General features: G+C 43.2%; 30 protein-coding genes and 1 pseudogene. 9 read left to right on the top strand and 22 right to left on the bottom strand.

What is annotated here, in order from left to right; translation table 11 throughout:
- The 15 genes and pseudogenes from CBX96_RS14515 to flgB form a co-directional block, all read right to left on the bottom strand.
- Positions 1 to 131 (bottom strand): annotated as a pseudogene (locus CBX96_RS14515) (Lateral flagellin); the annotation flags it as partial.
- 211 nt (positions 132 to 342) lie between these two features.
- Positions 343 to 1,158, bottom strand: a complete 816-nt coding sequence (locus tag CBX96_RS14520) for a flagellin (protein WP_109287175.1) — start codon at positions 1,156 to 1,158, stop codon at positions 343 to 345.
- A 211-nt stretch (positions 1,159 to 1,369) separates the two neighbouring features.
- Positions 1,370 to 2,176 (bottom strand): flagellin, encoded by an 807-nt coding sequence (locus tag CBX96_RS14525; protein ID WP_109287176.1) that lies wholly within the window; start codon positions 2,174 to 2,176, stop codon positions 1,370 to 1,372.
- A gap of 146 nt (positions 2,177 to 2,322) precedes the next feature.
- Positions 2,323 to 3,336, bottom strand: a complete 1,014-nt coding sequence (locus CBX96_RS14530; RefSeq protein WP_109287177.1) for a hypothetical protein — start codon at positions 3,334 to 3,336, stop codon at positions 2,323 to 2,325.
- A gap of 13 nt (positions 3,337 to 3,349) precedes the next feature.
- Positions 3,350 to 4,267, bottom strand: a complete 918-nt coding sequence (gene flgL, locus CBX96_RS14535; protein WP_109287178.1) for a flagellar hook-associated protein FlgL — start codon at positions 4,265 to 4,267, stop codon at positions 3,350 to 3,352.
- Between the two features lie 11 nt (positions 4,268 to 4,278).
- The gene (gene flgK / locus CBX96_RS14540; protein ID WP_109287179.1) at positions 4,279 to 5,652 is read right to left on the bottom strand and encodes a flagellar hook-associated protein FlgK; all 1,374 of its coding nucleotides are present in this window, start codon (positions 5,650 to 5,652) and stop codon (positions 4,279 to 4,281) included.
- Positions 5,649 to 6,056, bottom strand: a complete 408-nt coding sequence (locus CBX96_RS14545; RefSeq protein ID WP_109287180.1) for a rod-binding protein — start codon at positions 6,054 to 6,056, stop codon at positions 5,649 to 5,651. Before CBX96_RS14545 ends, flgK begins: the two co-directional genes overlap by 4 nt.
- Entirely contained in the window at positions 6,056 to 7,168 is a 1,113-nt protein-coding gene (locus CBX96_RS14550; protein WP_109287181.1) for a flagellar basal body P-ring protein FlgI, read from the bottom strand. Before CBX96_RS14550 ends, CBX96_RS14545 begins: the two co-directional genes overlap by 1 nt.
- A 14-nt stretch (positions 7,169 to 7,182) precedes the next feature.
- Positions 7,183 to 7,845, bottom strand: coding sequence for a flagellar basal body L-ring protein FlgH (gene flgH / locus CBX96_RS14555; protein ID WP_109287182.1), 663 nt, complete (start codon positions 7,843 to 7,845; stop codon positions 7,183 to 7,185).
- A 10-nt stretch (positions 7,846 to 7,855) separates the two neighbouring features.
- Entirely contained in the window at positions 7,856 to 8,641 is a 786-nt protein-coding gene (flgG, locus tag CBX96_RS14560) for a flagellar basal-body rod protein FlgG (RefSeq protein WP_109287183.1), read from the bottom strand.
- 11 nt (positions 8,642 to 8,652) lie between these two features.
- Positions 8,653 to 9,387, bottom strand: coding sequence for a flagellar basal body rod protein FlgF (locus CBX96_RS14565; RefSeq protein WP_109287184.1), 735 nt, complete (start codon positions 9,385 to 9,387; stop codon positions 8,653 to 8,655).
- 14 nt (positions 9,388 to 9,401) lie between these two features.
- A complete protein-coding gene (gene flgE / locus CBX96_RS14570; protein ID WP_109287185.1) occupies positions 9,402 to 10,604 on the bottom strand; it encodes a flagellar hook protein FlgE in 1,203 nt (400 codons plus the stop codon).
- A 21-nt stretch (positions 10,605 to 10,625) separates the two neighbouring features.
- Positions 10,626 to 11,288, bottom strand: coding sequence for a flagellar hook assembly protein FlgD (locus CBX96_RS14575; RefSeq protein WP_109287186.1), 663 nt, complete (start codon positions 11,286 to 11,288; stop codon positions 10,626 to 10,628).
- A 1-nt stretch (position 11,289) separates the two neighbouring features.
- Entirely contained in the window at positions 11,290 to 11,706 is a 417-nt protein-coding gene (flgC, locus tag CBX96_RS14580; protein ID WP_109287187.1) for a flagellar basal body rod protein FlgC, read from the bottom strand.
- 8 nt (positions 11,707 to 11,714) lie between these two features.
- Positions 11,715 to 12,065, bottom strand: coding sequence for a flagellar basal body rod protein FlgB (gene flgB, locus CBX96_RS14585; RefSeq protein ID WP_109287188.1), 351 nt, complete (start codon positions 12,063 to 12,065; stop codon positions 11,715 to 11,717).
- A gap of 112 nt (positions 12,066 to 12,177) precedes the next feature.
- On the opposite strand from flgB, the gene flgA reads away from it, so the two are divergent.
- The 3 genes from flgA (at position 12,178) to CBX96_RS14600 (ending at position 13,727) form a co-directional block, all read left to right on the top strand.
- Complete coding sequence (gene flgA / locus CBX96_RS14590; RefSeq protein WP_258294687.1) at positions 12,178 to 12,900, top strand: flagellar basal body P-ring formation chaperone FlgA; 723 nt, start codon at positions 12,178 to 12,180, stop codon at positions 12,898 to 12,900.
- 97 nt (positions 12,901 to 12,997) lie between these two features.
- Positions 12,998 to 13,282 (top strand): flagellar biosynthesis anti-sigma factor FlgM, encoded by a 285-nt coding sequence (gene flgM / locus CBX96_RS14595; protein ID WP_109287190.1) that lies wholly within the window; start codon positions 12,998 to 13,000, stop codon positions 13,280 to 13,282.
- On the top strand, positions 13,272 to 13,727 hold the full coding sequence (locus CBX96_RS14600) for a flagellar protein FlgN (protein ID WP_109287191.1): 456 nt from the start codon (positions 13,272 to 13,274) through the stop codon (positions 13,725 to 13,727). The genes flgM and CBX96_RS14600 overlap by 11 nt, the downstream gene beginning before the upstream one ends.
- Before the next feature lie 52 nt (positions 13,728 to 13,779).
- On the opposite strand, the gene CBX96_RS14605 is transcribed toward CBX96_RS14600, so the two are convergent.
- The 7 genes from CBX96_RS14605 to CBX96_RS14635 are packed head-to-tail and all read right to left on the bottom strand — an operon-like array spanning position 13,780 to position 20,581.
- Entirely contained in the window at positions 13,780 to 14,202 is a 423-nt protein-coding gene (locus tag CBX96_RS14605) for a hypothetical protein (RefSeq protein WP_109287192.1), read from the bottom strand.
- Positions 14,180 to 15,529, bottom strand: coding sequence for a FliI/YscN family ATPase (locus tag CBX96_RS14610; protein WP_109287193.1), 1,350 nt, complete (start codon positions 15,527 to 15,529; stop codon positions 14,180 to 14,182). The genes CBX96_RS14605 and CBX96_RS14610 overlap by 23 nt, the downstream gene beginning before the upstream one ends.
- Entirely contained in the window at positions 15,507 to 16,214 is a 708-nt protein-coding gene (gene fliH / locus CBX96_RS14615; protein ID WP_109287194.1) for a flagellar assembly protein FliH, read from the bottom strand. Before fliH ends, CBX96_RS14610 begins: the two co-directional genes overlap by 23 nt.
- Positions 16,214 to 17,200, bottom strand: coding sequence for a flagellar motor switch protein FliG (locus CBX96_RS14620; protein WP_258294690.1), 987 nt, complete (start codon positions 17,198 to 17,200; stop codon positions 16,214 to 16,216). Before CBX96_RS14620 ends, fliH begins: the two co-directional genes overlap by 1 nt.
- Positions 17,201 to 17,216: 16 nt before the next feature.
- On the bottom strand, positions 17,217 to 18,896 hold the full coding sequence (fliF, locus tag CBX96_RS14625; protein ID WP_109287196.1) for a flagellar basal-body MS-ring/collar protein FliF: 1,680 nt from the start codon (positions 18,894 to 18,896) through the stop codon (positions 17,217 to 17,219).
- Positions 18,897 to 18,908: 12 nt separating this feature from the next.
- Entirely contained in the window at positions 18,909 to 19,247 is a 339-nt protein-coding gene (gene fliE, locus CBX96_RS14630) for a flagellar hook-basal body complex protein FliE (RefSeq protein ID WP_109287197.1), read from the bottom strand.
- 23 nt (positions 19,248 to 19,270) lie between these two features.
- The gene (locus tag CBX96_RS14635; RefSeq protein ID WP_109287198.1) at positions 19,271 to 20,581 is read right to left on the bottom strand and encodes a sigma-54 dependent transcriptional regulator; all 1,311 of its coding nucleotides are present in this window, start codon (positions 20,579 to 20,581) and stop codon (positions 19,271 to 19,273) included.
- 924 nt (positions 20,582 to 21,505) lie between these two features.
- On the opposite strand from CBX96_RS14635, the gene CBX96_RS14640 reads away from it, so the two are divergent.
- The 6 genes from CBX96_RS14640 to flhB are packed head-to-tail and all read left to right on the top strand — an operon-like array spanning position 21,506 to position 25,648.
- Positions 21,506 to 22,387 (top strand): FliM/FliN family flagellar motor switch protein, encoded by an 882-nt coding sequence (locus CBX96_RS14640; RefSeq protein WP_109287199.1) that lies wholly within the window; start codon positions 21,506 to 21,508, stop codon positions 22,385 to 22,387.
- Positions 22,380 to 22,739 carry a FliM/FliN family flagellar motor switch protein gene (locus tag CBX96_RS14645; RefSeq protein WP_109287200.1) on the top strand — a complete coding sequence of 120 codons (360 nt, stop codon included), beginning with the start codon at positions 22,380 to 22,382 and terminating at the stop codon, positions 22,737 to 22,739. Before CBX96_RS14640 ends, CBX96_RS14645 begins: the two co-directional genes overlap by 8 nt.
- Positions 22,736 to 23,470: a flagellar type III secretion system pore protein FliP gene (fliP, locus tag CBX96_RS14650; RefSeq protein WP_109287201.1), complete on the top strand. Its 735-nt coding sequence runs from the start codon at positions 22,736 to 22,738 to the stop codon at positions 23,468 to 23,470. The genes CBX96_RS14645 and fliP overlap by 4 nt, the downstream gene beginning before the upstream one ends.
- A gap of 3 nt (positions 23,471 to 23,473) precedes the next feature.
- On the top strand, positions 23,474 to 23,743 hold the full coding sequence (locus CBX96_RS14655) for a flagellar biosynthetic protein FliQ (RefSeq protein WP_109287202.1): 270 nt from the start codon (positions 23,474 to 23,476) through the stop codon (positions 23,741 to 23,743).
- A 1-nt stretch (position 23,744) separates the two neighbouring features.
- On the top strand, positions 23,745 to 24,524 hold the full coding sequence (fliR, locus tag CBX96_RS14660) for a flagellar biosynthetic protein FliR (protein ID WP_109287203.1): 780 nt from the start codon (positions 23,745 to 23,747) through the stop codon (positions 24,522 to 24,524).
- Entirely contained in the window at positions 24,521 to 25,648 is a 1,128-nt protein-coding gene (gene flhB, locus CBX96_RS14665; protein ID WP_109287204.1) for a flagellar biosynthesis protein FlhB, read from the top strand. Before fliR ends, flhB begins: the two co-directional genes overlap by 4 nt.
- Positions 25,649 to 25,663: the final 15 nt, after the last annotated feature.

Here is a 25,663-nt window from a genome sequence, read left to right on the forward strand (position 1 = left end):
GCATCATCAGAGGCACTATTGATGCGTAAACCCGTGGATAGACGCTCCATCGCATTCGTTAGTAGGTTGTTGCTTTTGTTTACCGCACCTTGTGCAACAATTGATGCGTAATTAGTGTGAACACCTAACATGATACTTCTCCAGAAAATAACTGTGGTCTTGGTAAAACCTGACTTCAGGCATAACTCACTAAAGCGACAATAACGGCGTATAACTGAAACTTATTTAAAAAATATGGTGTTCACAAAGCTAAAAAAGACGGAATGCATCTCTTACAAACAAAAATGCCAGTAAGCTAAACTCACTGGCACTTAAAAAACCAACGCAATTAATGTGACCTAATTAGCGCAATAAGCCCATCACTAAGCCTGTATTTTGGTTAGCAGAAGACAATACAGTCGTGCCTGCTTGAACAAGCAGTTGGTTACGCGTCATATTCGCTGACTCAACCGCGAAATCCGCATCCATAATACGGCCTGCTGCAGCTTTAGTGTTTTCAGTAACACTGGCTAAGTTCGCCGCGGTATGGCCAAGACGGTTAATGTTGGCACCTAAGGTTGAACGTTCTGTCCCTACTGCTGCCAAGAAAGTATCAACAAGTGCAATAGCTGCGTTAGCAGTGCCACCCGTTAAAGTACCTGCGACAGTTTTAGATATAGCACCTAACTTAACATCTAATGTTTCAGAGGTTCCTGCACCAATCTGGAACTTCACACCTTTAACCAAAACACCATCGGTAGCATCTTTAAACAGATTGTTACCTGCATAAGTAGTGTTATCTACAATACGAGTTATTTCTGCGTTCAACTGCTGAAACTCAGCATCTAGCGCAGTTAAATCTTCAGCAGAGTTCACACCGTTAGCCGCTTGAGTCGCCAGTTCTTTCTGACGGTTGGCGATTGTCGTTAACTCTTCTAGCGCACCGTCAGCCGTTTGCAACATTGACGTCGCATCGGAGATATTACGTGACGCTGTCTCCATGCCTTTTACGTTTGCACTCATGCGATTAGCAATCTGTAAACCAGCTGCATCATCAGAGGCACTATTGATGCGTAAACCCGTGGATAGACGCTCCATCGCATTCGTTAGTAGGTTGTTGCTTTTGTTTACCGCACCTTGTGCAACAATTGATGCGTAATTAGTGTGAACACCTAACATGATACTTCTCCAGAAAATAACTGTGGTCTTGGTAAAACCTGACTTCAGGCATAACTCACTAAAGCGACAATAACGGCGTATAACTGAAACTTATTTAAAAAATATGGTGTTCACAAAGCTAAAAAAGACGGAATGCATCTCTTACAAACAAAAATGCCAGTAAGCTAAACTCACTGGCACTTAAAAAACCAACGCAATTAATGTGACCTAATTAGCGCAATAAGCCCATCACTAAGCCTGTATTTTGGTTAGCAGAAGACAATACAGTCGTGCCTGCTTGAACAAGCAGTTGGTTACGCGTCATATTCGCTGACTCAACCGCGAAATCCGCATCCATAATACGGCCTGCTGCAGCTTTAGTGTTTTCAGTAACACTGGCTAAGTTCGCCGCGGTATGACCAAGACGGTTAATGTTGGCACCTAAGGTTGAACGAGCAGTGCCCACTTCTTTAATATAAGTATCTACGGCTGTTATTGCCGCTGTCGCATTCGCAGCTGAAGTTAAATCACCACCAACATCCGTAGGTTTTGCAATTACCACATCTAAGGTTTCAGTTGTACCTGCACCAATTTGAAATTTAACACCAGTACCAGTGCTCAATTTGGCGAATAAGTCATTACCTGCATAGGTAGTTTTGCCCATGATACGAGTAGACTCTTTAATCAGTTCTTGGAACTCATCATCCAAGGCTTTCAAATCATCAGCAGAGTTCACTCCGTTGGCCGCTTGAGTCGCCAGTTCTTTCTGACGGTTGGCGATTGTCGTTAACTCTTCTAGCGCACCGTCAGCCGTTTGCAACATTGACGTTGCATCCGAGATATTACGTGACGCTGTTTCCATGCCTTTTACGTTTGCGCTCATGCGATTAGCAATTTGTAAACCAGCGGCATCATCAGAGGCACTATTGATGCGAAGCCCTGTAGATAAACGCTCCATGGCATTGGTCAATAGGCTGTTGCTTTTGTTTACCGCACCTTGTGCAACAATTGATGCGTAATTTGTGTGAACACCTAACATGATACTTCTCCAGAAAATAACTGTGGTCTTGGTGAAACCTGACTTCAGGCATAACTGAATAAGACGACACAAAACTCGTAGCACTGAAATCAAGAAACTAACTTTCACCAAATTACACAACTATATTCGAGTATCAGACCACCCAATCAGAGTAAAAGCGCACTAACCTGCTCTCGATTGGCATTTCCCTGAGCCATTAACGAAGTCACTTGATAACTAAAGGGGTAAGGTTGCATAAATTTATGCAAAAGCTGCAGTTCAGCCTTAGGCTGGCTCGAGGCCGTTAATTGCTTAGCCTTCACCAACAGTAAGCGGTGCGATGCTTTAATATCATCAATTTGCACTGTGACTTTTTTTTCAACTTTTGACACTTTAGCCAACGTCATTTTTAACTGTTCAGGATCCGTAAAATTCCACTCTCGGGGATCCTGCCAACTAAATTTTTCTTCTAGCGGTATATTTCTCGGCTCTCCCGCGGGCAACCTTTGCCCTTCGCCAACCATTAAAATCCCACCACCGAATCTAATCCAAGTCTCGTGCGGTGCAGTAAACACGGTTTCATCGGAGGATAAACGGTCGATACTTATTCCAATAGAGGCTAAAACAGGTTCGATAATACCTTGAAGCTCTAAGCGATTTTTATTCGCAGGCAAAAATAAATGCAATGTTTGCTTTTCTGTAAAAAGCGTAATTATTTCATCGCGATTCTTAGGTAAAGTAAGATCAACTCGTCGAAACTTAAAAAAATGTACTGCTGCAGGCTGCGAAGCCGTAATCAAATTCAAGTGATGATCGAGTAAGCGCTTTCCTTGGTAATGAGGCTTAATCTCGATTAATTGCCTACGACACTCTTCTGCTTTATTTAATGCATCTTCAACCACCGAATGTTTACTCGATTGGCGGGTTTGCAGCTGTTTATTTAGTTGGCCTAGTATACTTTTAGCCGAACTCAAGCTCTGTAACACCACTTGCGATGCACTAATATTATGCTGCTCTTGGGTCACCTTGGCCCAACGTCCGTAGGCTTCTAATCTATGCTTAGGTATGGGCCTTGCTTTTGGTGCGCTACGGGGCGCACCTGATGTTGGAGCAACATAATGGGACGTTACTGTCTGACTTTGACGTAACTGACTAAGTGACTCACCTATCCCTTTGATCATTTGGACTCATTACCTACATATGATTAAAAAGGGACAGCTGACTAATTTGGACAAAAGTTTGCTGGGTAATTTTTAATGCCGTTAACTTGACATTAAACTCTGCGGTGGCTGCGGCATAATCGAGCTCTTGCGTTTCACCTATCACTTGCTTACTAAACAACACCATCTCTTCATGGGAGCTTTTGACTAAAGCAAGATTATTTTGCTTGCCACCGAAATCGGTAATAGCCGCACCTATGCTATCTAAGGTTTCACTTAACGCTGTTTGTATTGCATTTGCTGCCGCACTAAAAGCGGCATCGCTTGGCGATACGCTTGGATCCTTTAATACGTTAATATAGTCCACTGTTTGATTTAAAATATCTTGGCCAGCATTGGAGAATAAAACCTTTTCGGCAGTGACATTAGCCGTAGTCCATGACGAGTTAGAGGTTTGTACCGTTCTCTCGCTAGCATCTCCTTGGTAGACGTATCGCCCAGTTGCATCCTTTACTACTGCGGCTTTCTCTATCGCGTTACCCGAAAACAGGTAATTACCCGACTCATCAGTGGCGTTAATATTATCCACCAACCCCTTTAAGAGTTCTTCCATCTCAGATGCATAGGAGGCTCTATCCTCTTTAGAGAGATTCGAGCTATTAGTGGCAATGCTGATTTCCTTCATTCGCAGCTGCGTCTCAACCATGCTAGATAAATAGGTTTCAGCTCGGTTCATGCTGGTGCTTAAGGAATCAATATTTTTAACGTATTGCTGCACTAGCGCGAGATCGCGCTGATTATCCATCACTCGAACAACACCAATTGGATCATCTGAAGGCGATAATATTGAAACACCTTTAGAGAGCATTTGATTCAAACGTGCCACATCATACGTCGTGTTCTGCAAACTGTTTAAATTGTTAGTGTATAAATTTTGCATTGTTACACGCATGAAAAAAGTCCTTAAAAGCTACTCAGCATTGTTTGAAATAGTTGATCTGCGGTAGAAATCACCTTCGCATTAGCCATATATGACTGCTGATAGATAATCAAATTGATCCCTTCTTCGTCGGGATTCACGCCACTGGTACTTGCCCACTGGGACTGCGCATCTTTCTGTAAATCAACACTGGTTTTAGCAAATGAAATCGCTTGGCGAGAAGCTGAGCCTAGCTGACCAACCTTACTAGAGAAAGATTCCGCTAAGCTTGTGTTACTACCAAGGCTGGTAAAACTCAGCTCTTTATTCGCTAGTTGCACTAAGGTTTTTAAATTTGTGTTATCGCCTTGGGTGCCATCTTTACCAAAAGCAAGTTTATCAGGCGTAAAACCAGCCGTTAGAGATAAACTTCCCCCAGGGTTATTGGCTTGATAAGTAAATAAATCCTGTGATGGTATCGCCCCATTTAAGTCGGTACCTGAAGCAAGAATAGAATTAAATTCGGTCGCTAACATTACCGCTAATTCATCGATGTACTCTTGTGAGTCTGCCAGTTGCACATCACGGTAAGTAAGTAAGGCGCCTAAACTGCCACCAGCGGTTTCATCAACATTAAACTGGCTGGAACTAAACTGAAGAGTCACCAGATCATTTTTAGGATTAGCGGGATCGGGAGCGCTCGCTAATTTAGCCGCCGTATTTCCTGTCAGTAATGGCTCACCTCGGGCCAGCGAGATATTGACCATGCCTTGGCTATCTTCAACAACCCGAATATCTAAAATCGCAGCTAAGTCATCAATCGCGGCATCTCGGCTATCCTGTAGTGCTGGCGGAATCGTCCCTGTCACGCTCGCTGCCTGAATGTCGCGGTTAAAACTGGCGATAATATTAAGTTGAGAGTTAATCTCTTTAACGGATGAACCAAGCTGCCCATTGATCTGATTACGTTGCGAATCAATATTGTCGTTGATTGCATTCACTCTTTGGGAAACGGCTTTCGCCTCATTCAGCACAGCTTGTCGATAAGCAATGAGGTTAGGCTGCTCCATTGCTGAATTTAGCGCTGCAAATAACTGGTCTAAACCTTTTGAAATATTGTTTCCTTCTGCACCAAATACTTGCTCAGCCTGACGTAAATAACTACTTTGCACTTTCGAAAAGCCCACTGCACTAGTGGTTTGCCATAACTGTGCAACTTCGTACTGATCAGAAATCCGTCTCACACCGTCGACAAAAACACCAGCACCGGAGCCATAAGCTCCGCCCCCCACTGAACTTAACATCACCTGCTGACGCGAATAGCCTGCAACCATAGCATTAGCAACGTTATTTGAAGTTGCATTTAATGCGGCCATACTTGCCAAGAGGCCAGACTTACCAATGTTCAACATGCTCATTTAAAATCCTTCACAACAGGCCGCATAATAAGTGCAGGCTGCATTGCTGTCGTTGTCATCTGTTGTGGATCAAAGGCGACCGGATCTTTCTCGGACTGAAATGAACGTGATAGCTGCTTAGTCATCACCTCAGCTAATCCCATGCCATTTACTTGGCTTAAACGACTCGCTAATTCCGCATCATGTAAATCTTGATAAATGCCATTATTACTTTTGGAGGTTAAAGGATTATCTTCGTCGGCCATCGCATCAGTGGCTGAGCGCATTTGCTTTAGTACCGTTTGTAGGAACTGCGCCTCAAACTGCTGGCTGACTAATTTCAATGCACCTTGCTCGCCATTCGCCTTAATCAAATCATCGGCACTAAGCTTATTTAAATAACCACCAGCGCTTTCAACTTTCATTAAATCACCACCAAATCCGCTTCCAAGGCACCCGCTTCAGACAGGGCTTCTAGAATCGCCATCAAATCCATAGGTGTAGCACCTAGGCTATTCACAGCTCGTACAATCTCTTCTATTGAAGTGCCTTCTGGCCACACGAACATACGTTTATTATCTTGCTCAACCAGCACTTGACTGTCATCTGTAACAACAGTCTCTCCTGCAGCATTACCCAGATATGCCCCATTCGGTTGACTCACATTTTGCCGCTCAACAATACTCACAGTTAAATTACCATGGCTTACGGCAGCCTTCCTCGCAACAACATCCCCCCCCATAACCACGGTGCCAGTACGACTATTAAAGACAATCCGGGGTGAGCGCCGACCTTGATCAATCTTAAGTTCTTCAAGCATTGACATAAAAGTCACACGCTCTCGATTCGACTTAGGCGCATGTATCAACACCTTTGCATGGTCTTGTGCTCGTGCTACATCAGGACCAAACACTTCATTAACCGCTCGCTCAATATTACGGGCAGTTTTAAAGTTAGGGTCTTTGAGGTTGAGTATGATGTCTTCATTATCACTAAAATTACTTTTGATCGGCGCCTCAAGTAATGCACCGTTAGGAATCGTACCGACGGTTGGAACGTTGACAGTGACAGACGATCCACTACGACCCGCAGCAGAAATACCTCCAACCACAAGATTTCCCTGTGCGACCGCATAAATCTCTCCATCAACTGCACGTAGTGGTGTCATTAACAAAGTGCCACCTTGGAGGCTTTTGGCATCGCCAAGGGATGATACCGTGACATCTAAGGATTGGCCTGGACTTGCTAGCGAAGTGATGGTGGCGTGGACCGCAACAGCTGCAACGTTTTTTAACTTAGGGTCAGTTTTATCGTCAATTTGTACGCCAAACTGTTTAAGCATATTCACAACTGATTGACTGGTAAACTTGACTTGAGAACGATCCCCCGTTCCATTAAGACCCACGACTAAACCATAACCTACCAGTTGGTTATCTCGTAATCCCTGAACATCAACAATATCCATCAGGTAACGACTTTGCTCTTCCGCTTGTAATGTGCTGGTAGCCAAAAGTAACAATAATAAACAACGTAACATCTCAATATCCTTGGTTAGAGCGGAAACCATGGGCTATTGAAGTAGCGAGAAGCCCACCCCATAGCATTACTATCAGCAATCGCCCCTTGACCACCATATATAATTCTAGCGTCCGCAATACGTTGTGAAGATATAGTATTGTTATTGCCAATGTCATCAATGCGTATGATGCCAAGCAAGCGTAAATACTCATCACCTTGATTCAACCGCAGCCATTTTTCACCGCGGATCAATAGGGTTCCATTTGGTAACACCTTAGAGACGGTTACAGTGATTGAACCAGATAGCTGATTTTGTTGGGTACTGGAGCCAGCGCCATTAAACCCCCTTGAGAAAGAGGTTTTACCATCGGCATTAGCACTTTTTTCACCGATATTCCCCATCAGCCCCATACCCATGTCTTGTTCTTTGTTGGTCTTAGTATCAGCCTTCTTACTCGAATAGGTTTTTTCATCCAACGCAACGGTTAAAATATCGCCCTCACGGAAAGCCCGCTTATCCTTAAATAGCGTTAACATATAACCTGGACGATAAAGACTGCCGTCTTTCGCTTCTGGCAAACTGTAGTTAATCTCGGGCGGTGCCCATTCCTTCGTCCCAGGTTTCGTTTCCTGATCTGGAATATGAGATATACAACCCGACAACAGTGCGAAACAGACAAACCATAACCAACGCATTTTCACCTCACTAAACAGATTGGTTGAGGAACTTGAGCATGTCGTCAGAGGCTGACACAACCTTAGCATTCATCTCATATGCTCTTTGCGTAGAAATCATTTCGACCATTTCCTCAACCACATTGACGTTTGCACCCTCTAACGCCCCCTGTCGTAAAGCGCCTAAAGCTTGATCACCCGCCACACCTTCCACTGCCACACCCGATGCCGCCGTTTCACGGTAAAGGTTGTCACCACGAGCTTCTAATCCAGAGGGATTGGTGAAGTTAACAAGTGTAATTTGACCTAAATCTTGGGGTTCAGCTTCACCAGCCATTTTGGCAGTGACGACACCATCACTCGCAATAGTGACAGTAAGCGCATCTTCCGGGATCACGATATTAGGTATCAAAGGTAACCCTTGTGACGTGACCATCATACCTTCGCTACTGCGATAAAATTGACCGTCACGGGTATACGCAAGATCGCCATTTGGCTCTTCTACTTGGAAAAAACCATGACCTTCAATCGCTAAATCCAACTGCTGACTGGTATTTTGCATATCACCTGTAGTGAATATTTTTTGAGTACCAACAACTCTTGTACCCGCACCTAACTGCAAGCCCGATGGTAAATTATTGAGCGCATCAACCTGCCCGCCTGGCTGACGTTGCACCTGATAGAACAGATCGTTAAACGCGACACGATCACGCTTAAAACCTGTGGTATTCACGTTTGCCAAGTTGTTGGCAATCGCGGTCATTTTCGTATCTTGTGCTGTTAGACCAGTTTTACTGACCCATAATGCTGATTGCATACCACTAATCCTTAAACATTGCCCAACAGACGATTACCAGCCTCGGCCAGTTTTTCTGCGCTTTTCATTAACTTAACTTGAATCTCAAATTGACGACTCAGATCCATAGATGCAATTAGCTCTGACACAGCCTGCACGTTACTCGACTCTAGGAAGCCACTATCTACTAATACGCCTTCATCCTGCGGTAATACTTGACCATCACGACGATAGAGCAGCCCATCCTGCCCTTTTTGCATTAATGCATAATCAGGATTCACCAGCTTCAATCGACCGACTTCCTCAATGATCCCCCCCTCGGAGGGCAAAACACTGACTGTCCCGTCTTCACCGATAAACAACTCTTTATATTCAGGAAGTACAATTGGACCATCAATGCCTAATACTGGCCGACCATCAATAGTCAGTTGCCCCTCCGCATCTGACTCTATTGCACCTGAACGGGTATAAGCTTCAGCACCGTCAACAGCAACACTGAACAAACCGCGATCACGAATCGCTAAATCCAATGAACGACCAGTAGGATTGATCACTCCACTTTGCTGGCTAAAACCACTGCTTTCGGTCTGTGCCATCACCCGAGTATTCAAACTATTACCTTGGGTAGCTAAAGGCACTGCATTCACGCGCTCTAGGTCAGCTTTAAACCCCGCCGTCTCAGCGTTAGCCAAGTTGTTCGCACGAATACTCTGAGCCTCAAGGATACGAACAGCGCCACTTGCTGCGGTATAAAGCATCTTCTCCATGTCAGTGCCTCTTGTTAAATGGCATTAAGTAATGCTTGTTGCATAGTCGAGTTCACATCGAGAACTTTGGCGTTAGATTGATAATTACGCTGTGCCGACATCAGGTTAACCATTTCAGCTGTGGTATCCACATTCGAGCCCTCTAAATACCCCCCCGTTACCGTACCCATAGTACCTGTAGAGGGTGAGCCAATAATGGCTTGCCCAGCGGTATTTGTAGCAACCCAAGCATTGTTACTCACTGCTGACAAACCGTTAGGATTACTGAAGTTTGCGAGTACGACCTGCCCCTGTAATTGATCTTGGCCGTTGGTATAAGTGCCATACAACATGCCATTATCATCCAGACGTACTCCCTTTAACTCACCCGAGGTGTAACCGTCTTGAGATAAGCTGGAGTTGTTGTATTTGGCAGCATATTGAGTGCTTTTATCGAAGTTGATATCAAATTTGAGCGGTGATGCTCCGTTGCTCAATGTAAGGTCGAAGGTATCTTTCGTTGTAGTTGGATCTAAAATCCCTTTCGAATCAAATTTTAATGTTGTTTGGTCTGGCAGCAGAGTCCCATCAAGCGTGTAATTAACCGTCCACTCATTCGGCGCTGTTTTCACATAATATTGCGTAACAACATGCTCAGTACCTAGGGAATCGTAAACACTAGTGGTTCCAATTGAGTGATAGCTATCGATATTTTTAGGATCAAATGGAACTGCAGGAACGGCTGGAGGAATCACATCAACTCGTGCATCTAAATTTGAAACCATATTTACTTCAGTCGTGGCTTTCGCCGCCAAAGATGCAGTTTGTACCTGTAAATCGCCTACATTACCGGTTTGCAATCTTCCCATCGCATTGACAGAATATCCCTGCAAACGGCTCCCTACAGGGTCGGTAATAAACCCTTGACTATCCTTATGGAACATCCCGGCTCTAGCATACATAGCGCCACCGTCATTGCCCTTTAGGACAAAAAAACCTTCCCCCTGGATCCCCATATCAAGTTGGCGACCGGTATACGTTAAGCTACCACCCTTAGAGAAGTTTTGAGTCGTTGACATCACACCAACGCCACCCGCCTGACCACCATTATAAATGGATGCGAATTCACTACGACCACCACGAAAACCACTCGTAGAGGCGTTCGCAATATTGTTACTGATGGTGTTGAGATCCTGGGTCGTTGCTTGTAATCCACTTAAAGCAATATTAAATGACATCTTTATTTCCTATAAAATGATTTACGAAACTTCAGAAATATTGAGAACTGAAATAACACCGACACCTTGGCCCATTTCAGCCATCATCATGCCCGATGCACTCGAAAAATGAATTCGCTCAATGGGAGCCTTAATATAAGTGGGCGCAATAAGGCTATTTTCACCAACAATAGCCTTAGCTTTGATTTCATATTGTCCTTTTGCTAATCCCAGCTCCTCAGGATCGATAGCAAAACGTATATCTCCCAGAGTTTGCGCACCTAGTTGTAGAGTGTGGACGACTTGCCCTTCAGAATTAACTATTTCAATATCCAGAGATTCAACTGCATTCTCCAAATAAACTTTTCCCTCAACCTTTTCAGCATCTAACGCAAACTCAGACACTGGCACCATAGCATTCTTCCCAATCAAAGATGCTGACTGCACAATGCCTAAATTTTCCATCATGACCATTTGGTTTGCTTGATTCTTTCGCATTCCCTCTAAACTTTCGACCTGGGAAAACTGCGCTAATTGAGAGATATACTCAGCACTGTTTAGCGGTTTAGTGGGATCTTGATTCTTGATTTGCGCGATCATTAAGGTCATAAATTCATTTTTTAATGATGCTGCATCATTTTCAGGTGCGGCCAAAGCACCCACTGGATTTTGAGCTGAACGATTGCTAGAACTAGCCACTTCCATGTTATTTATTTCCTAATTGTAATAACCCCTGCTGCATAGAGCGCGCACGGTTCATTACTTCTACACTAGTTTCAAATGAGCGACTTGCTGCCATCATGTCGGCCATTTCTTCAATAGTATTCACGTTGGAATAGGCGACATAACCTTGTTCGTTGGCAAAGGGATGATTCGGCTCATAGCGCATATCTAATGGGGCATCAGCCTGCACTATATCGCTCACCTCAATCGAAGCACCAATTGCGCCTTGTTGAGTAGAATCATAAATAGTCGCAAATACAGGTTTTAAGGCCCGATATGCGGCTTCTGGATTTTCAGCCGCAGTACCAGCGTTAGCGAGGTTACTCGCAACCGTGTTCAAACGTATGGTTTGGGCATTCATGCCAGCACCAGCAATTTGATAAATATCACCAAATGACATATAGGCTCCTAACGACCTTCAATGGCAGACTTTAAACCTGCTATTTTCATATTTAAAAATGTCAAACTCGTTTGATAATCCATCACATTCTGTGAATATCTCGCCTGTTCTTTTCCTAGCTCTACAGTATTATCATCAGCAGAGTTTTGGTAAGGCATGCGATAGGCAAGATTGTACTGTTGACTCAATGGCATACCAGCTTCAACATGTTTCATGGCGGCCTTGAAATCCAAATCTCGGGCTTTATACCCTGGAGTCTCAGCATTGATTAAATTGCTTGCTAATACCTTGCTTCTCTCCACCCTGAAATTGAGTGTTTGAGGATGTATTCCTAATGCTTTATCAAGGTTGATAGCCATCTCGACTCCTAGTACTGTATGCCCAAATTAATATCGATGGCTAAGCAACCTACAATTTGCGTGCCAATATATTTATACATATAAAACAGTTGGTTAAATGACCCCCCTAAGAATGGACGGAAAGTATTTTTCCCTTATTGTGCTATTAAGTATCTTGTTACTTCCCCTCAAGGCATTGGCGAAAGGAACGCCTTCTGCAACTGAACAAATATCTCAACAAACGACAAATTCATTGTCAGCCGAGATTGCGAGATGGCAAAAAACACAAGAGATCACAAAGATCAGCAAAAAAATCTCACTACGTATTCCATCAAGTGCTGCAAAATTAAAAGCCTGCAGCACTTCACTGAATATTGAAGCCGCTAAAGGACTTCCATTTGGTAGGATCCAGCGCAAAGTCAATTGCAATACTGAAGGGTGGTCATTGTATGTTCGTGCAAAAGTTGATCTCAGTGCCTATATTCCTGTCACAAATCAAACCCTCGAGCGAGATGAAGTGATCAGCGCAGAAAATCTTCAATGGAAAATGTTGCCTCTCACAGCATCAGATCAAGATATTATTACTAATGAAAGGCATATTTTAGGCCAGGCAGTAGTCAGAAAAATAAGAAAAAACAAACCTATAAAATCGAGCAATTTAAGCACTCCATGGCTTGTCAACATTGGGGATGAAGTGATTATCGAGGCAGCAAGCCCCACCTTTTATGCAAATATGTTAGGAATTGCTATGGATGCGGGTAAACAAGGGGACGCGATTAGAGTTAGGAATGCAAGCTCTGGCAAAATTATTACCGCTTATCCTGTTGCAAAAGGCAAAGTGCAAACCCGCTTTTAGTCTGTAATACAGACGTAAAAGATCAAAATTTTATTTTAGAAAATACCATTTGGGTCGCCTATATCTATTATCAGACCATTTATGACGATGAACATCTATGGAAATTAATAAAATTAACAGCACCTTAAGTGCTGGCTTTAACACGAGCAAAAGCGTTGATACGCTCAAAAAAACGCTTGTTTCAGACCATTTATCTACTTCAAACACGCAAGATATAAGTGACGATTGGCAATTACTGGAACAAACCCATAAAGAGCTACAAACGGTCTCTGATGTGGATATGGATAAAGTTGCCGCAATTCGTCAGGCAATGAGTAACGACAGCTTTGAATTAAGCTTGGATAAAATTGCTGAGAAGATACTTATACAACATGGAAAATAGCCAAGGAAATAAACGCGAACTCGTTCAAAACTTGATCAGAGACATTCGTCAAGATCTCGATGGGTATAGCCAACTCAAAGCAATGCTAAAACATCAACGAGAGTTAATGCAGCGTAGAGATAATGATGCCCTCTTAGCTCATAATGAGCGTCAAACGGCACTGTGTAACAAGCTTGAATTAAGAGCAAAGCAACGCAGTGAGTATCTTAAGATACTTGGCTTCAATGCTGATAATGCTGGCATGAAACGATTAATTTCAGCACTGCCAGATCACCTTAGGCCACAAATAAAAATATCTTGGGACAACTTACAATTGTTGGTCAAAGATAGCCAAGCAGCCAATGATACCAATGGGCGCTTGCTCGTGATGCAGCAAGAAACCATTAACCGAATTTTGAACGGCGATAAAGAGCTACATGATATTGATTACGGTGCCAAACGCTAACTTGCTCAGTAACTATGTCTAAGAGTATTACCACCAAGATTCTCTAAACTAATCAGCTTTTATTCCTATAATAGATGGCCGCCAAATCATCAGCCAAGACTTGCTCACTTCGTCCTGCTCGTGCTTTGTCTTGGAGATGTAATTGTGTATCAAACCACTTTAAACCTTGCTGACGTCCAAGCTGTTGACGCCAAAGCCGGTCGATACGCAGATGTTCCTGCAAAAGAAACGTCTCCCTTTGAGCCAACTTCTGGTACATAGGCTCTAAGGCTTGCGCCATACTTGCTGAATTCTGCCAAAGTAAAACATTTTTTCCCTCTTTGGCACCACGATAAGTGAAAATCATCTGCGAGAGCGTTTGTTGTTGCTGTCGGTTCAGTTGAACATTTTGGTTGGAATGCTCCCGCTTTTGACCAAGCTGGGCTAACTGTTTTTCAGCCTGTATGCATAACTTAGAGAGATGACGCCGGCTCATAACCCATCACTCCCATCAACTGTTCCAACTGCTCTAAACTCTCTGCTAAATTGATTTTAGTTTGTGTAGCTTGACGCAAAAACTTAGCCATATCTGGATACACACGTACAGCAAGGTCCATTTCTAGGTCTTGCCCCGCTTGATACCCCCCTAACGGTAATAAGTCTCTTACCTCATTGTAACGACTCAAAATATGCCTAACGATATGGCTTTGTTCAACATTACTTGGTGATGCTATCTTCATTGCAAGACGGCTGACAGAGGCGTTAATATCAATCGCAGGAAAATGACCTTGTTCGGCCAACTTCCGACTCAACACTATGTGACCATCTAAAATTGCTCTAGCGGCATCTGCAACAGGGTCTTGCTGGTCATCCCCCTCCACAAGTACGGTATAGAAAGCAGTTAACGTTCCTGAGGGATGTTCACCATTTCCAGCCATTTCAACCAGTCTAGGTAACTGTGCAAATGCCGAGGGTGGATAACCTTTAGTAGCGGGAGGTTCACCGAGACTCAGGGCAATTTCACGTTGTGCCTGCGCGTAACGGGTCAATGAGTCAACCAATAACAGCACCTGCTTACCCTGATCCCGAAAAGCGCAGGCAATCGAATGGGATAACTGCATAGCACGCAAACGCATGAGCGGTGTTGTATCGGCGGGGGCAGCAATAATTACTGCACGTTTACGCCCCTCTTCACCAAGCGTTTCTTCAATAAACTCACGCACTTCACGACCGCGCTCACCTATTAGGCCAACAACTACAACATCTGCATCGGTAAAACGAGTCATCATGCCGAGTAACACGCTTTTACCCACGCCAGAACCAGCGAATAATCCCAACCGCTGTCCTCTGCCAATAGGCAATAAGCTATTTATGGCACGGATTCCGACATCAAGTGGCTGCTTTATAGGTTGCCGTAATAGTGGGTTAAAACTAGTATGCGACTGCTGAACCTGTTGAACATCAGTGAGGGCGCCTTGCAAATCAAGTGGCTGCCCAAGCCCATCTAGCACTCTGCCAAGTAATCCATCACCAATAGCGATCGTTTGTTCATTGGTAATAGGAAGCACTCTCGCACCAGGCATCAAACCTTGTGTAGGCTCAATAGGCATCAGGCAGAGCACATCACGATGAAACCCTACAACTTCCGCCTCGATTAAACGACCATGTCGCCCCTCGATCTGGCAACGGTCGCCCATGCCAAGTTGACAACCAACAGCTTCCAGCAATAGGCCATTGACTCTAATCAGACGCCCATAGACCCGTGCAACAGGCACTTGTGGCCAATCATCTTGGAAAAAATCAGCCTCCAAGATCGGCCTCATGCAATTTAGTTTCGACTAACTTCATGCAGGTATCGAGTCTAGTCTCAACTGAGGCGTCTGCATCTGACTTATCACTCACAATGCGGCAACTTCCTGCTGAAATATTACTATCAGCAACCAAATTCCAACCGCGAATTTTATCTTCGGCCAGTTCTTTTAATTTGATAACCGTATTGGGCTCTAAATGGATCTTCATATCCGATTGGTCATCTGGCAAAGCACTTAAGGTCTCCTCAACAAGTTTCAAGATCTGTTGTGGCTGAAGCGTTAGCTCACAACGTATAACTTGTTGCGAAACCCGACGAACTAAATCTAAAATCAAACTTTGCTGTTCACGCACCTGCTTAGCATGCCCATCTTCAAGCAATTCCCTCAATGCACCAAGCGGTACAAGCAAACTATTCAGCTGTTCATTAATCGCGCTTTTCCCTGAGACAATGCCTTCATGCTTACCTTGATGAAAACCAGCCGCATGTCCGGCAACACGCCCCTCTTCGAGCCCCGCCTCATAGCCTGCATTCTTACCCTGGAGTACCCCCTCCTCATAGCCCTCATCAAATGCCTGCTGGTAACTTTGAAAATCATTACCTGCCTCTGAAGAGTCAACAGCATCATGCAACGCAGGAAAACGATACCGACGTGCAAGGCTTGGATTCAGACGCCAACGTGAATGCTTATTTTCCATTAGACTACGACCTGCTCTTCAAATAGTTGCAATTCAATCTCACCCTCTTGCATCAATTGTTTCGCAAGCTCCATGATCTCTTTCCTAGCACCATTTGCCCGGCTAACAGGAACGCCTCCTAATGCTTCAATTTGAGCTTCAATCGCCGATGACATGCGTTTAGGGAGTGCATTAAGCAAAGAGTCTTTTAATTCAAAATCAATGCCTTTTAATGCTAACGACAAAGTTTCTGAGGGTACTTGCCCCAGCAGAGTTTGTAATGTCTCTTGCTTTTGGCGACCTAAGATAATGAAATCAAACATATTATCAGTTACATCAATCGCCATTTGTTTATCGTGAAGTTTGATCATTTCCATCAGTTGTTCACGATCACCTTCAAAACGATTAAGAATATCAGCAACTTGCTTCACACCAGCGACCTGCGTATGGCTTTTCTCCATAGCCATTAACATACAACGCTCAACCAGCTCACGTAATTCATCGACAACGTTACGTTCTAATTCGCCTAGTTGGGCAATACGTACAAGCACCTCATCTTGGCTATCGCAAGGTAACATCTTTAATATCTTAGCGGCACTTTCCGCGGGTAAAAGCCCTAAAAGTACCGCTTGTAATTGGCAATGCTCATGAGTAATTTCACGTGCAAGTAATTGAGGATCAACCCATTCAAGCCGCTTTACCAGCACTTTGATTTCATCCCCATAAATACTGTCAATCAAACTTTTTGACAGTCTATCTCCAAGCGCAATGTCGAGTGTCTTTTGTAAATATGAGCGTGAGGCTCGAGCAATACCAGATTGTTCTTTATAACGTTGAAAAAAACGACTAAGAACTGCTTCAGCCTCTTGCTGCGTAATACTCGATAACCTTGCCATTTTATGGCTTAAGTGCTGCACATCATTGCGATCAAGGTGCGCCATCACCATGGCTGCACCTTCCTCTCCCATACTCAGCAATAACATAGCTGCTTGGGCATAATTATCCATCTTGATTTCGCTTGAGTTATTCACCGTCTTTATCGCCTATCCAATGAGCTATTACTTCTGCCACGCGCGCGGGTTCTTTATTTGCCAATAACGCCAAATGTTCCATCTTCACCGTCAAAGGCGAACCTGGCTCAGGTAAACCTTGACTACCTAGCCAATCAGCACTGGGCAACTGATGTGCTTGTTTAGAAGCATATTCATCCGTTAATCCGGTTGGGGCATTGACCGCTGCAGCGCTTAATGCCGCAACAGGCTCTATAGAAGGAGTGGGGATCTGAGCTGTACGAGTGAGATGTTTAACCAAAGGTCGTAAGACAAACAAAATAAGTCCGAACCCAAGAATCCCGCCAATAATGTAGCGAAAATAGGATTGGTAGTTTTCGGATTGCCACCAAGGTGAAGGGGATAATTCTGCCGTCACTGTTGGGGTGAATTCAAACGCGTTGATAGTAAAACTATCGCCTCTGTCAGCAGAAAAACCGATAGCATCTTTAACCATGTTTCCAAACTTAACGAGTTGAGCATCATCTTTAAATGCTCCTTGAGCTGCAGCACTATTGATGAGAACTGAAACAGAAAGGTTCTCGAGTTGCATCTGCTGGTAACGCACATGGCGAACGGATCGTCCAACATCGTATTGACGACTTTCTTCTTGTTTCAGGTTACGCGTTTTATCATCTGCAGCATCTTTGCCTGCCTTTGGAGGCTTATTACTTAAAGCCCCAGGGATCCCAGCCGCAATACTGTTACTCGAATCGTCGATACTCGTACGTTCTTGAGTCACAACATTTTGAGGATCGAGTGACTCCTTGGTTTCTTCAACCTGATTAAAATTCACCTTTGCCGTCACTCGCACTTGAAAATTATCATGGCCAAGTACAGGTTCCAGCATTGAAGCAGCATTCGTCACTAAGCTATGCTCGAGTTCACGAGTGTATTGTAATTGCTTATTCCTAGACTGACTAAGATCTTGATTACCTGAAATATTCTCACTTAAATATCGGCCATCTTGGTCAACAACCTTAATGTTGTTTGCCGTAAGCCCAGTTACACTCCCCGCAACGAGATTAACAATGGCATCTACTTGTGATTCGGATAAACGTGTATTGGGATCCAGCTGTAACATAACAGAAGCCGTCGGTAACTCAGGTTCCTGACGAATAAACAGACTCTGTTTGGGTATTGCTAAGTGGACTCTGGCAGCTCTTACCGACTTTAATGACATAATGGTGCGAGCTAATTCGCCTTCTAAACTATGCCGATATTTTGCTTGCTCCATAAATTGACTAGTACCTAGAGCATTATTATCGAGCGCCTCCATGCCGGAAGGCACTTTAACTTTAACCCCTTTTGCAGCCAACACCATCCGAGCATTACCAACTTGCTCCTCGGCAACCAGTACCGCACCAGTGTTCGCCTCAAGTCGATAAGGAATCCCTTCCGCCTCTAATACATTAAGAACTTGAGACGTATCGATATTTTCTTGGCTACCATACAAAGGACGGTAACCCGAAGTGGCCGTCCATAGCATTAACACTATGACGCTGGCTACAACCACTGCGAGCAGGGCAAGAATGATGACCTGACGATCCCCACGATTAAACCTACGCCATTTCTGGGTTAACTCCGCAATGAGTCCTGACGAACGCTCAGCTCCCACAATATCCTGACCTGATTGTTCAAAAGTGGTAGACATTCACACATTTCCTTAAATTGGCATCTTCATTACATCGTCGAATGCTTGCACGAGACGATTACGAATTTGGAGCATAGTCGCAAAGGACAAGCTGGCTTTTTGCGAAGCCACCATAGCACCGACAAGGTCATCACTCTTTCCACTATCAACCGCCATCATCGCCATTGAGGAACGATTCTGATCTTGGTTAACGGCCTCAACCTTACTCTTTACTAAATCTGTAAATGAGCCATAAACTTGAGCATGATCGGAGGGGTTAGGAGAGATTTTGATCGCACCTTTAGCGACTTCACGATGAATACTTAATGTATCCATTAACATGTTTGAGCTAACAATCGATCCTGAAGACATATTTTTTCCTATTACTTTTTGTATTAAGCAGCACGTCCCGCTTGCTCTAATAACGTTTCAATATCAATTCCTGCATCTCGCATCTGCACGAGTCGATATCTAAGAGCCCTAGTCGTCATACCCAATGCCTGTGCACTTAAGGTTCGCTGCCCATTGAAACGTTTAAGAACATCAATGATGTATTGGAACTCAGCCTGCTGTTTTGAAGCTCGCAGTCCATCTGTGACATCTCGATGTTCAACCGGCAATACTTCTTCCTGAACATTCAAACCAAGCTCGGCAGCCTGTATAGCCAATCCTCGCCGCATGACTAATGCTCGCTGGATACAATTTTCTAATTCCCTTACATTCCCGGGCCAATCATATGAGACAAGGGTTTGTTTTGCGTGGTCACTGAAATAACAGGCGCTAATTGCATCTGTTTGGCTATACAAATTCAAAAAGTGCTCAGCCAGAGGCAAAATGTCAGACTTTCTCTCCCTCAATGGACTGATTTTCAAAGGTAAAACATCTAAACGATAAAAAAGATCTTCTCTGAAGTTACCTAACTCTACTGCCTGTCTTAAATCACGATTAGTAGAAGCGATGATCCGAATATCCAAAGGTACAGCATGCAGGCCACCAAGCCTTTCAACTTCACGCTCTTGCAAAACTCGCAGTAACTTAGCCTGTAATGCCAAGGGCATTTCACCGATTTCATCGAGCAGTAATGTACCTCCATTTGCCTGTTCAAATTTCCCTGCCTTATCGCAAACCGCTCCTGTAAACGCACCTTTTACATGCCCAAACAACACTGACTCAAGAATACTTTCAGGAATGGCAGCACAGTTAATAGCAACAAAAGGCTTGTGCGAGCGCGATGAGTTGCGATGTATATAGCGAGCAAGAGGCTCTTTGCCAGTGCCACTCTCCCCTAGCAATAAAACACTAGCTTCAGTACTGGCAGCACGGTGAGCGAGCATCAACAATTGCCGACTAACGGCTGCTGATACGACCAAACTAGAATCGGGTAATTCTAATCGCCGTAATCGATGAATAGACGCAAGCAATTGCTCACTTTCGACAGGAATTAATAAATAGTCTTGGACACCAGCACGCATGGCTGCAGTAGCTAGCTCACTTTGCTCCGGAGCTAGTAGAGCAAGCTGATTGCGACCAGGAAAACGAGTGAGATAATCCTTTACATCACTAGGAGAACAACCAGACAGATTGATAACTGTGAGCCATGGCACTTCCATTCCATCTTTCCATAAGCAAAAGTCCTCTTGCATTATTTTGCACAAAAGATCCGCTTCTAGGTTTAGCCCCTCAATCCGTATACTTAGGCCTATCACTCGCCTTTACCCTCATATTTACAACACATAAAAAATATCTAATTCACTGGTTAATTTATATTTAACTGAGCTTAAAGATAAATTGTTTCAGTTAAAAAATAGGCATTACGCCACACCTACTATTAATGCCATGGCAATTGAAATCACAAGTTGCGGAAGTAAAACTTCCACCCAAAATCAATAAGGGAAGCATAGTTTCCATTATTGATTTACTGTTATTTGTGACAAATGTATTTTTATCTTTATAGAATCATACTAACAAGGGTACTTGGCAGCCAAAGCGTCATGAAAAACATCAAAAACATGATACATGTAACTAAAGACTGACTTATACCAAATATACTTGTGAATTAATATATCGAAGTGATAAAAATATTATCATTGTAATACACAAAGCAAAATCTGACTTATTTTGATGGAATTTACATCAATTAATGATATTAAGTTATAGACGACACCTTTTGTAAAAAGGTTAACACATTGAAAAACAAAACATAATTAGCATAAAGCTAAAAGGTAAAGGAAATAAATATGTCAAAAAACACAATACTGTCAAAAAAACATAAAGCGACAAAATATTGACTTAAAAAATAAAAGCCGCGTTTAATTCAAAAGTTATCACACAACACCCATTACATTTTATTCACAACAAGCATCAAATATCACCACTCTCACATTTCTTTATATTTTCCCAATAATTATTATTGAATACTTTAGCTGGATTACCTTATTATCACCGTCATTTTAAACGGAACACTTCCAGCATACCTCAGTCATATGCCGTTTAAGTCAATAACTTTTGATAGGTGATTTACCGATATAAAATAGCTGGCATGCTATTGAGCACGCTTTTTATACAAACGAGCATTGTAAGCAACCCGAATAAACTCTTGCGGTGATAAAACAGCATTGATAGGAAGTAAAATGAAGATAACCGCTAAAGCTCGACTGATTAAATCGAGTTCGGATGAAATAATTCGACCTATTATGTTAGTCCAAGAAAAACTGGCTAGAACACGTTTATTACAACAACTGGCTCAGTCACACCGTCCGCTGTTGGATGCCATAAACAATATCCTATCCCCACTTCTCAGACAGGGATATTCCACTGTTTCTAGTTCAAATTTAACCGAACCAAGGAAGCCTATAACCCCCGAACCTTACTACGCTTGGTTTATGTTGAAACAACAACAAAATATCCTCGGTTATTGGAGAATAGACCGCTGCACACTCGATCAATTAGCGAGCAATTACTATGGCAATATGTCAATGCCACTTAGCTCTCCTTTAAGAGATCCAAGCCATTCAGAGTTTAGGCTGGCAAAAAAATTGTTACTTGCAGTGATTAATGAGCTACCAAATAACATTATCGATGCCGATATCATTGAAATTGAATTGATTAATGGTCAAATGGAGCTTTCAGTATCAGCAGTATGGTCGTTCAATTTCAGCCAAGAGACCTATACACCGCCAATGCTTTTTTGCTTGAGCGAATATTTGCTCGGTCATTTAGCTGAGCAGCCTAAAAAATCAGAGGCTAGCGCAGATTTACCTTCAAAATTAGCTATTTGGTTAAAAAATCTGCCAGTAAAGATTCAAGTAACACTGGGGCAACATAAGATCCCAGTCCACTCTCTTAGCCTGTTGAACACTGGTGACATTCTACCAATTAATTTATATCCAAAAACCTTGTTATCCATCGGTAGTACTCCTTTGTTTCACGCAACAGTGCATAGTCATGAAGGGCTGATGGTGGCGAAATTGACCCAAGATGTTTACCAGAATGAGGAGCACGACATTGGCTGACCAAACGATTCTATCGGATGAGGATTTCCTACTCGATGACGATATTTTCTCTGAAAAAAATCTACTTAAACAGGATCTTAATAGTAGAAAGCTGAAGAATAACAATTTCTTCCAACAACTTCCGGTACAAGTCACTCTAGAGCTTGCCAGTGCAGAAATGTCCTTGGGTGAACTAAATCGAATGGGGGAAGGAGATGTTATTGCACTTGACCGCATGGTAGGCGAACCACTCGATATCAGAGTCAACGGCGCATTATTAGGCCGAGGTGAAGTCGTAGAAGTCGCAGGTCGGTATGGTGTTCGTCTGTTAGAAATAGAGAGTATCACTCTCGATGGGACTACCAACGAATGATCCTGCGGCTGCTTTTGCTCTCTGCTCTATTGTTTGCTCCCAATGCGATGGCATCTGAAGGCTTGACCTTGTTTACACTGGATAATGCTGAAAGTAGCCAAGCAGTTAATATTAAACTCGAAATTTTAGCCCTCATGACAGCCATTAGTTTTTTACCTGTCATGTTGATGATGCTTACAAGCTTCACCAGAATAATCATTGTATTGGCCATTTTAAGACAAGCGCTCGGATTGCAGCAAAGCCCACCAAACAGAGTCTTGGTGGGAATCGCGTTGATTCTCACGATTTTTATCATGCGACCAGTAGGAGACAAGATTTATAAAGAAGCATACATGCCATATGACCAAGGAAAAATCGAGTTAATGGAAGCCATTTCGATTGCAAAGGTTCCTCTAACTCGATTTATGCTGGCACAAACCAGAGAAACCGACCTTGAGCAAATGTTGAAAATCGCCAATGAACCTACACACATCAAAACAGCAGAGGAAGTCCCATTTTTTGTACTGATGCCCGCCTTTGTATTAAGTGAGCTAAAAACCGCTTTTCAAATCGGCTTCTTAATCTTCTTACCTTTTTTGGTTATCGACCTAGTGGTGGCAAGTGTACTTATGTCTATGGGGATGATGATGCTGTCTCCCTTGATTATCTCACTCCCATTTAAGTTAATGATCTTTGTATTAGTAGATGGTTGGGCTATGACAGTCAGCACGTTAACAGCCAGTTTTGGATAACAAATGGATATCAATGAGCTGACGGCTCTTTTCGCAGACTCCATGTTTCTTGTCATTATTATGGTTTCAGTACTTGTGACGCCTGGATTGATTTTGGGTTTAATTGTTGCGGTATTTCAAGCAGCTACACAGGTCAATGAGCAAACCCTCAGTTTTTTGCCAAGACTCATCATCACCTTGCTCATGGTGCTGTTTGTGGGTAACTGGCTGATACAACAGCTCAGCGATTTATTCGACAGGCTATTTATGAACATTCCCCATATTATCGGTTGATATGCTGTCACTGACGTCAACAGAAATCAGCATGCTCATTGGCGGCCTCTGGTGGCCATTTTGTCGGATTATGGGCGCTTTTATGGTCATGCCTCTGCTAGGTAATGCTTATGTACCCGTAATGGTGAGAATTTTTCTCGCCCTCAGTATTGCTGCATTGTTAGCGCCTATGCTTCCGCCCGTTCCTCCTATTGATGCACTCTCCCTTGCATCACTCTTTTTAGCAATTGAGCAGCTACTTATTGGGTTTATGCTCGCATTATTTTTAACGCTGCTAATACATGTGATGACAATGCTTGGCAATATTATGTCAATGCAAATGGGGCTCGCAATGGCCGTAATGAACGACCCAGCCAATGGTGACTCAAGTCCAATTATCAGTGAATGGTTTCAGATTTTTGGCACATTGATTTTTCTTGCTCTTAATGGTCATTTAGTAGCCATTAACATCATTGTGGATAGTTTTCGTTTATGGCCGATCGGTAATGGAATTTTTGAGTTGCCGCTCATGGGACTAATCAGTCGATTTGCTTGGTTGTTTGCCGCTTCACTTATGCTAGCCATACCAGCAGTGCTGGCGATGTTGATGGTGAATATTACGTTTGGCGTATTAAGCCGCTCAGCTCCCTCACTAAATATCTTCTCACTCGGTTTTCCCATGACAATGTTAATGGGATTGTTCTGTGTGTTTCTATCTTTAAGTGGCATCCCTAGTCGATACAGTGATCTTTGTTTAGACGCTCTGACTGCTATGTATCAATTTATCGGTGGGAATATATGAGCCAAGCGCAACAAGATAAAACAGAACAAGCCACACCGCAGAAACTTCGCAAAGCAAGGAAAGAGGGACAAGTCCCACGCTCCAAAGATCTTGCTTCAGCAGCTCTTGTTCTTGGTTGCTCAGTGATACTCACCACAAATGCCGATTGGTTTGCAACAAAAGTCAGTGGATTAACTAAATACAATATGCAGTTGACACGTGCTGAGTTAGACCAGCCAGATATGATGGTACGCCACCTTGGAAGCAGCTTTGTTGAAATGTTAACGCTCTTAAGCCCACTTTTTATCATGGTCGCACTACTCGCTGCCGTCGCCGGAGCGCTACCAGGCGGTCCTATATTCAATTTTGGAAATGCCAATTTTAAATACAGTCGAATTGATCCTATTTCGGGCATAGGAAGAATTTTTTCCGCACAATCCCTCGTTGAGTTACTAAAATCCTGTTTAAAAATCGTGCTCCTCCTAACGATTATGTTGGTTTTCTTGAATGGCCATTTACAAAGCTTACTCAGTTTTAGTCATCGCCCAATAGAAGAAGCCATTCGGGATGGAATAAACCTTTTATCCCAAGGGATGCTTTATCTCGGTACAGGGCTTATCGTCATCGCCTTTATTGATGTCCCATACCAGTACTGGCATCACAAAAGACAATTACGCATGTCACGCCAAGAGGTAAAGGACGAGCATATTCAGCAAGAAGGGAAACCAGAGATCAAAGCAAAAATCCGTCAGCTACAACAACGTATTGCTCGTTCCCGTGCAGATACGACTATTCCTAATGCTGACGTCCTTTTAGTAAACCCCACTCACTACGCAGTAGCATTAAAATATGATCCTGCATTAGCCGATGCTCCTTATGTTTTAACCAAAGGCACTGAAGAACTTGCTCTTTATATGCAAGAGCTCGCCAGAAAACATGACATTGAAATTATAGATATTCCACCACTCACAAGGGCTATTTATCATTCGACACAAGTCGATCAGCAAATTCCCAGTGCCTTGTTTATCGCCATTGCACACGTATTAAGTTATGTCATACAGATACGAGCTTCTCGCAAAGGGTTACAACAAAAACCGGAACCATTACCACATTTTTTTATTCCTCCCCATTTACGTCACGATTGAAGGAATGCTTAACCT

The organism is Shewanella sp. BC20, from assembly GCF_003129585.1.
In the GTDB taxonomy this organism is placed as follows: Bacteria; Pseudomonadota; Gammaproteobacteria; order Enterobacterales; family Shewanellaceae; genus Shewanella; species Shewanella seohaensis.

Excerpts from the sequence above, each read along its gene's own strand:
- fliR (WP_109287203.1), top strand. The coding sequence starts at position 23,745 with ATGCTGTCACTGACGTCAACAGAAATCAGCATGCTCATTGGCGGCCTC.
- CBX96_RS14550 (WP_109287181.1), bottom strand. The coding sequence starts at position 7,168 with ATGTTACGTTGTTTATTATTGTTACTTTTGGCTACCAGCACATTACAA.
- flgH (WP_109287182.1), bottom strand. The coding sequence starts at position 7,845 with ATGCGTTGGTTATGGTTTGTCTGTTTCGCACTGTTGTCGGGTTGTATA.
- flgG (WP_109287183.1), bottom strand. The coding sequence starts at position 8,641 with ATGCAATCAGCATTATGGGTCAGTAAAACTGGTCTAACAGCACAAGAT.
- CBX96_RS14565 (WP_109287184.1), bottom strand. The coding sequence starts at position 9,387 with ATGGAGAAGATGCTTTATACCGCAGCAAGTGGCGCTGTTCGTATCCTT.
- CBX96_RS14655 (WP_109287202.1), top strand. The coding sequence starts at position 23,474 with ATGGATATCAATGAGCTGACGGCTCTTTTCGCAGACTCCATGTTTCTT.
- fliP (WP_109287201.1), top strand. The coding sequence starts at position 22,736 with ATGATCCTGCGGCTGCTTTTGCTCTCTGCTCTATTGTTTGCTCCCAAT.
- flgL (WP_109287178.1), bottom strand. The coding sequence starts at position 4,267 with ATGCGTGTAACAATGCAAAATTTATACACTAACAATTTAAACAGTTTG.
- flgK (WP_109287179.1), bottom strand. The coding sequence starts at position 5,652 with ATGAGCATGTTGAACATTGGTAAGTCTGGCCTCTTGGCAAGTATGGCC.
- CBX96_RS14610 (WP_109287193.1), bottom strand. The coding sequence starts at position 15,529 with ATGAGGCCGATCTTGGAGGCTGATTTTTTCCAAGATGATTGGCCACAA.
- CBX96_RS14530 (WP_109287177.1), bottom strand. The coding sequence starts at position 3,336 with ATGATCAAAGGGATAGGTGAGTCACTTAGTCAGTTACGTCAAAGTCAG.
- CBX96_RS14520 (WP_109287175.1), bottom strand. The coding sequence starts at position 1,158 with ATGTTAGGTGTTCACACTAATTACGCATCAATTGTTGCACAAGGTGCG.
- fliE (WP_109287197.1), bottom strand. The coding sequence starts at position 19,247 with ATGTCTTCAGGATCGATTGTTAGCTCAAACATGTTAATGGATACATTA.
- CBX96_RS14545 (WP_109287180.1), bottom strand. The coding sequence starts at position 6,056 with ATGAAAGTTGAAAGCGCTGGTGGTTATTTAAATAAGCTTAGTGCCGAT.
- CBX96_RS14620 (WP_258294690.1), bottom strand. The coding sequence starts at position 17,200 with ATGGATAATTATGCCCAAGCAGCTATGTTATTGCTGAGTATGGGAGAG.
- CBX96_RS14600 (WP_109287191.1), top strand. The coding sequence starts at position 13,272 with ATGGAAAATAGCCAAGGAAATAAACGCGAACTCGTTCAAAACTTGATC.
- flgM (WP_109287190.1), top strand. The coding sequence starts at position 12,998 with ATGGAAATTAATAAAATTAACAGCACCTTAAGTGCTGGCTTTAACACG.
- CBX96_RS14525 (WP_109287176.1), bottom strand. The coding sequence starts at position 2,176 with ATGTTAGGTGTTCACACAAATTACGCATCAATTGTTGCACAAGGTGCG.
- fliF (WP_109287196.1), bottom strand. The coding sequence starts at position 18,896 with ATGTCTACCACTTTTGAACAATCAGGTCAGGATATTGTGGGAGCTGAG.
- flgA (WP_258294687.1), top strand. The coding sequence starts at position 12,178 with ATGGACGGAAAGTATTTTTCCCTTATTGTGCTATTAAGTATCTTGTTA.
- CBX96_RS14575 (WP_109287186.1), bottom strand. The coding sequence starts at position 11,288 with ATGGAAGTGGCTAGTTCTAGCAATCGTTCAGCTCAAAATCCAGTGGGT.
- CBX96_RS14605 (WP_109287192.1), bottom strand. The coding sequence starts at position 14,202 with ATGAGCCGGCGTCATCTCTCTAAGTTATGCATACAGGCTGAAAAACAG.
- flgE (WP_109287185.1), bottom strand. The coding sequence starts at position 10,604 with ATGTCATTTAATATTGCTTTAAGTGGATTACAAGCAACGACCCAGGAT.
- flgC (WP_109287187.1), bottom strand. The coding sequence starts at position 11,706 with ATGTCATTTGGTGATATTTATCAAATTGCTGGTGCTGGCATGAATGCC.
- CBX96_RS14640 (WP_109287199.1), top strand. The coding sequence starts at position 21,506 with ATGAAGATAACCGCTAAAGCTCGACTGATTAAATCGAGTTCGGATGAA.
- flgB (WP_109287188.1), bottom strand. The coding sequence starts at position 12,065 with ATGGCTATCAACCTTGATAAAGCATTAGGAATACATCCTCAAACACTC.
- flhB (WP_109287204.1), top strand. The coding sequence starts at position 24,521 with ATGAGCCAAGCGCAACAAGATAAAACAGAACAAGCCACACCGCAGAAA.
- fliH (WP_109287194.1), bottom strand. The coding sequence starts at position 16,214 with ATGGAAAATAAGCATTCACGTTGGCGTCTGAATCCAAGCCTTGCACGT.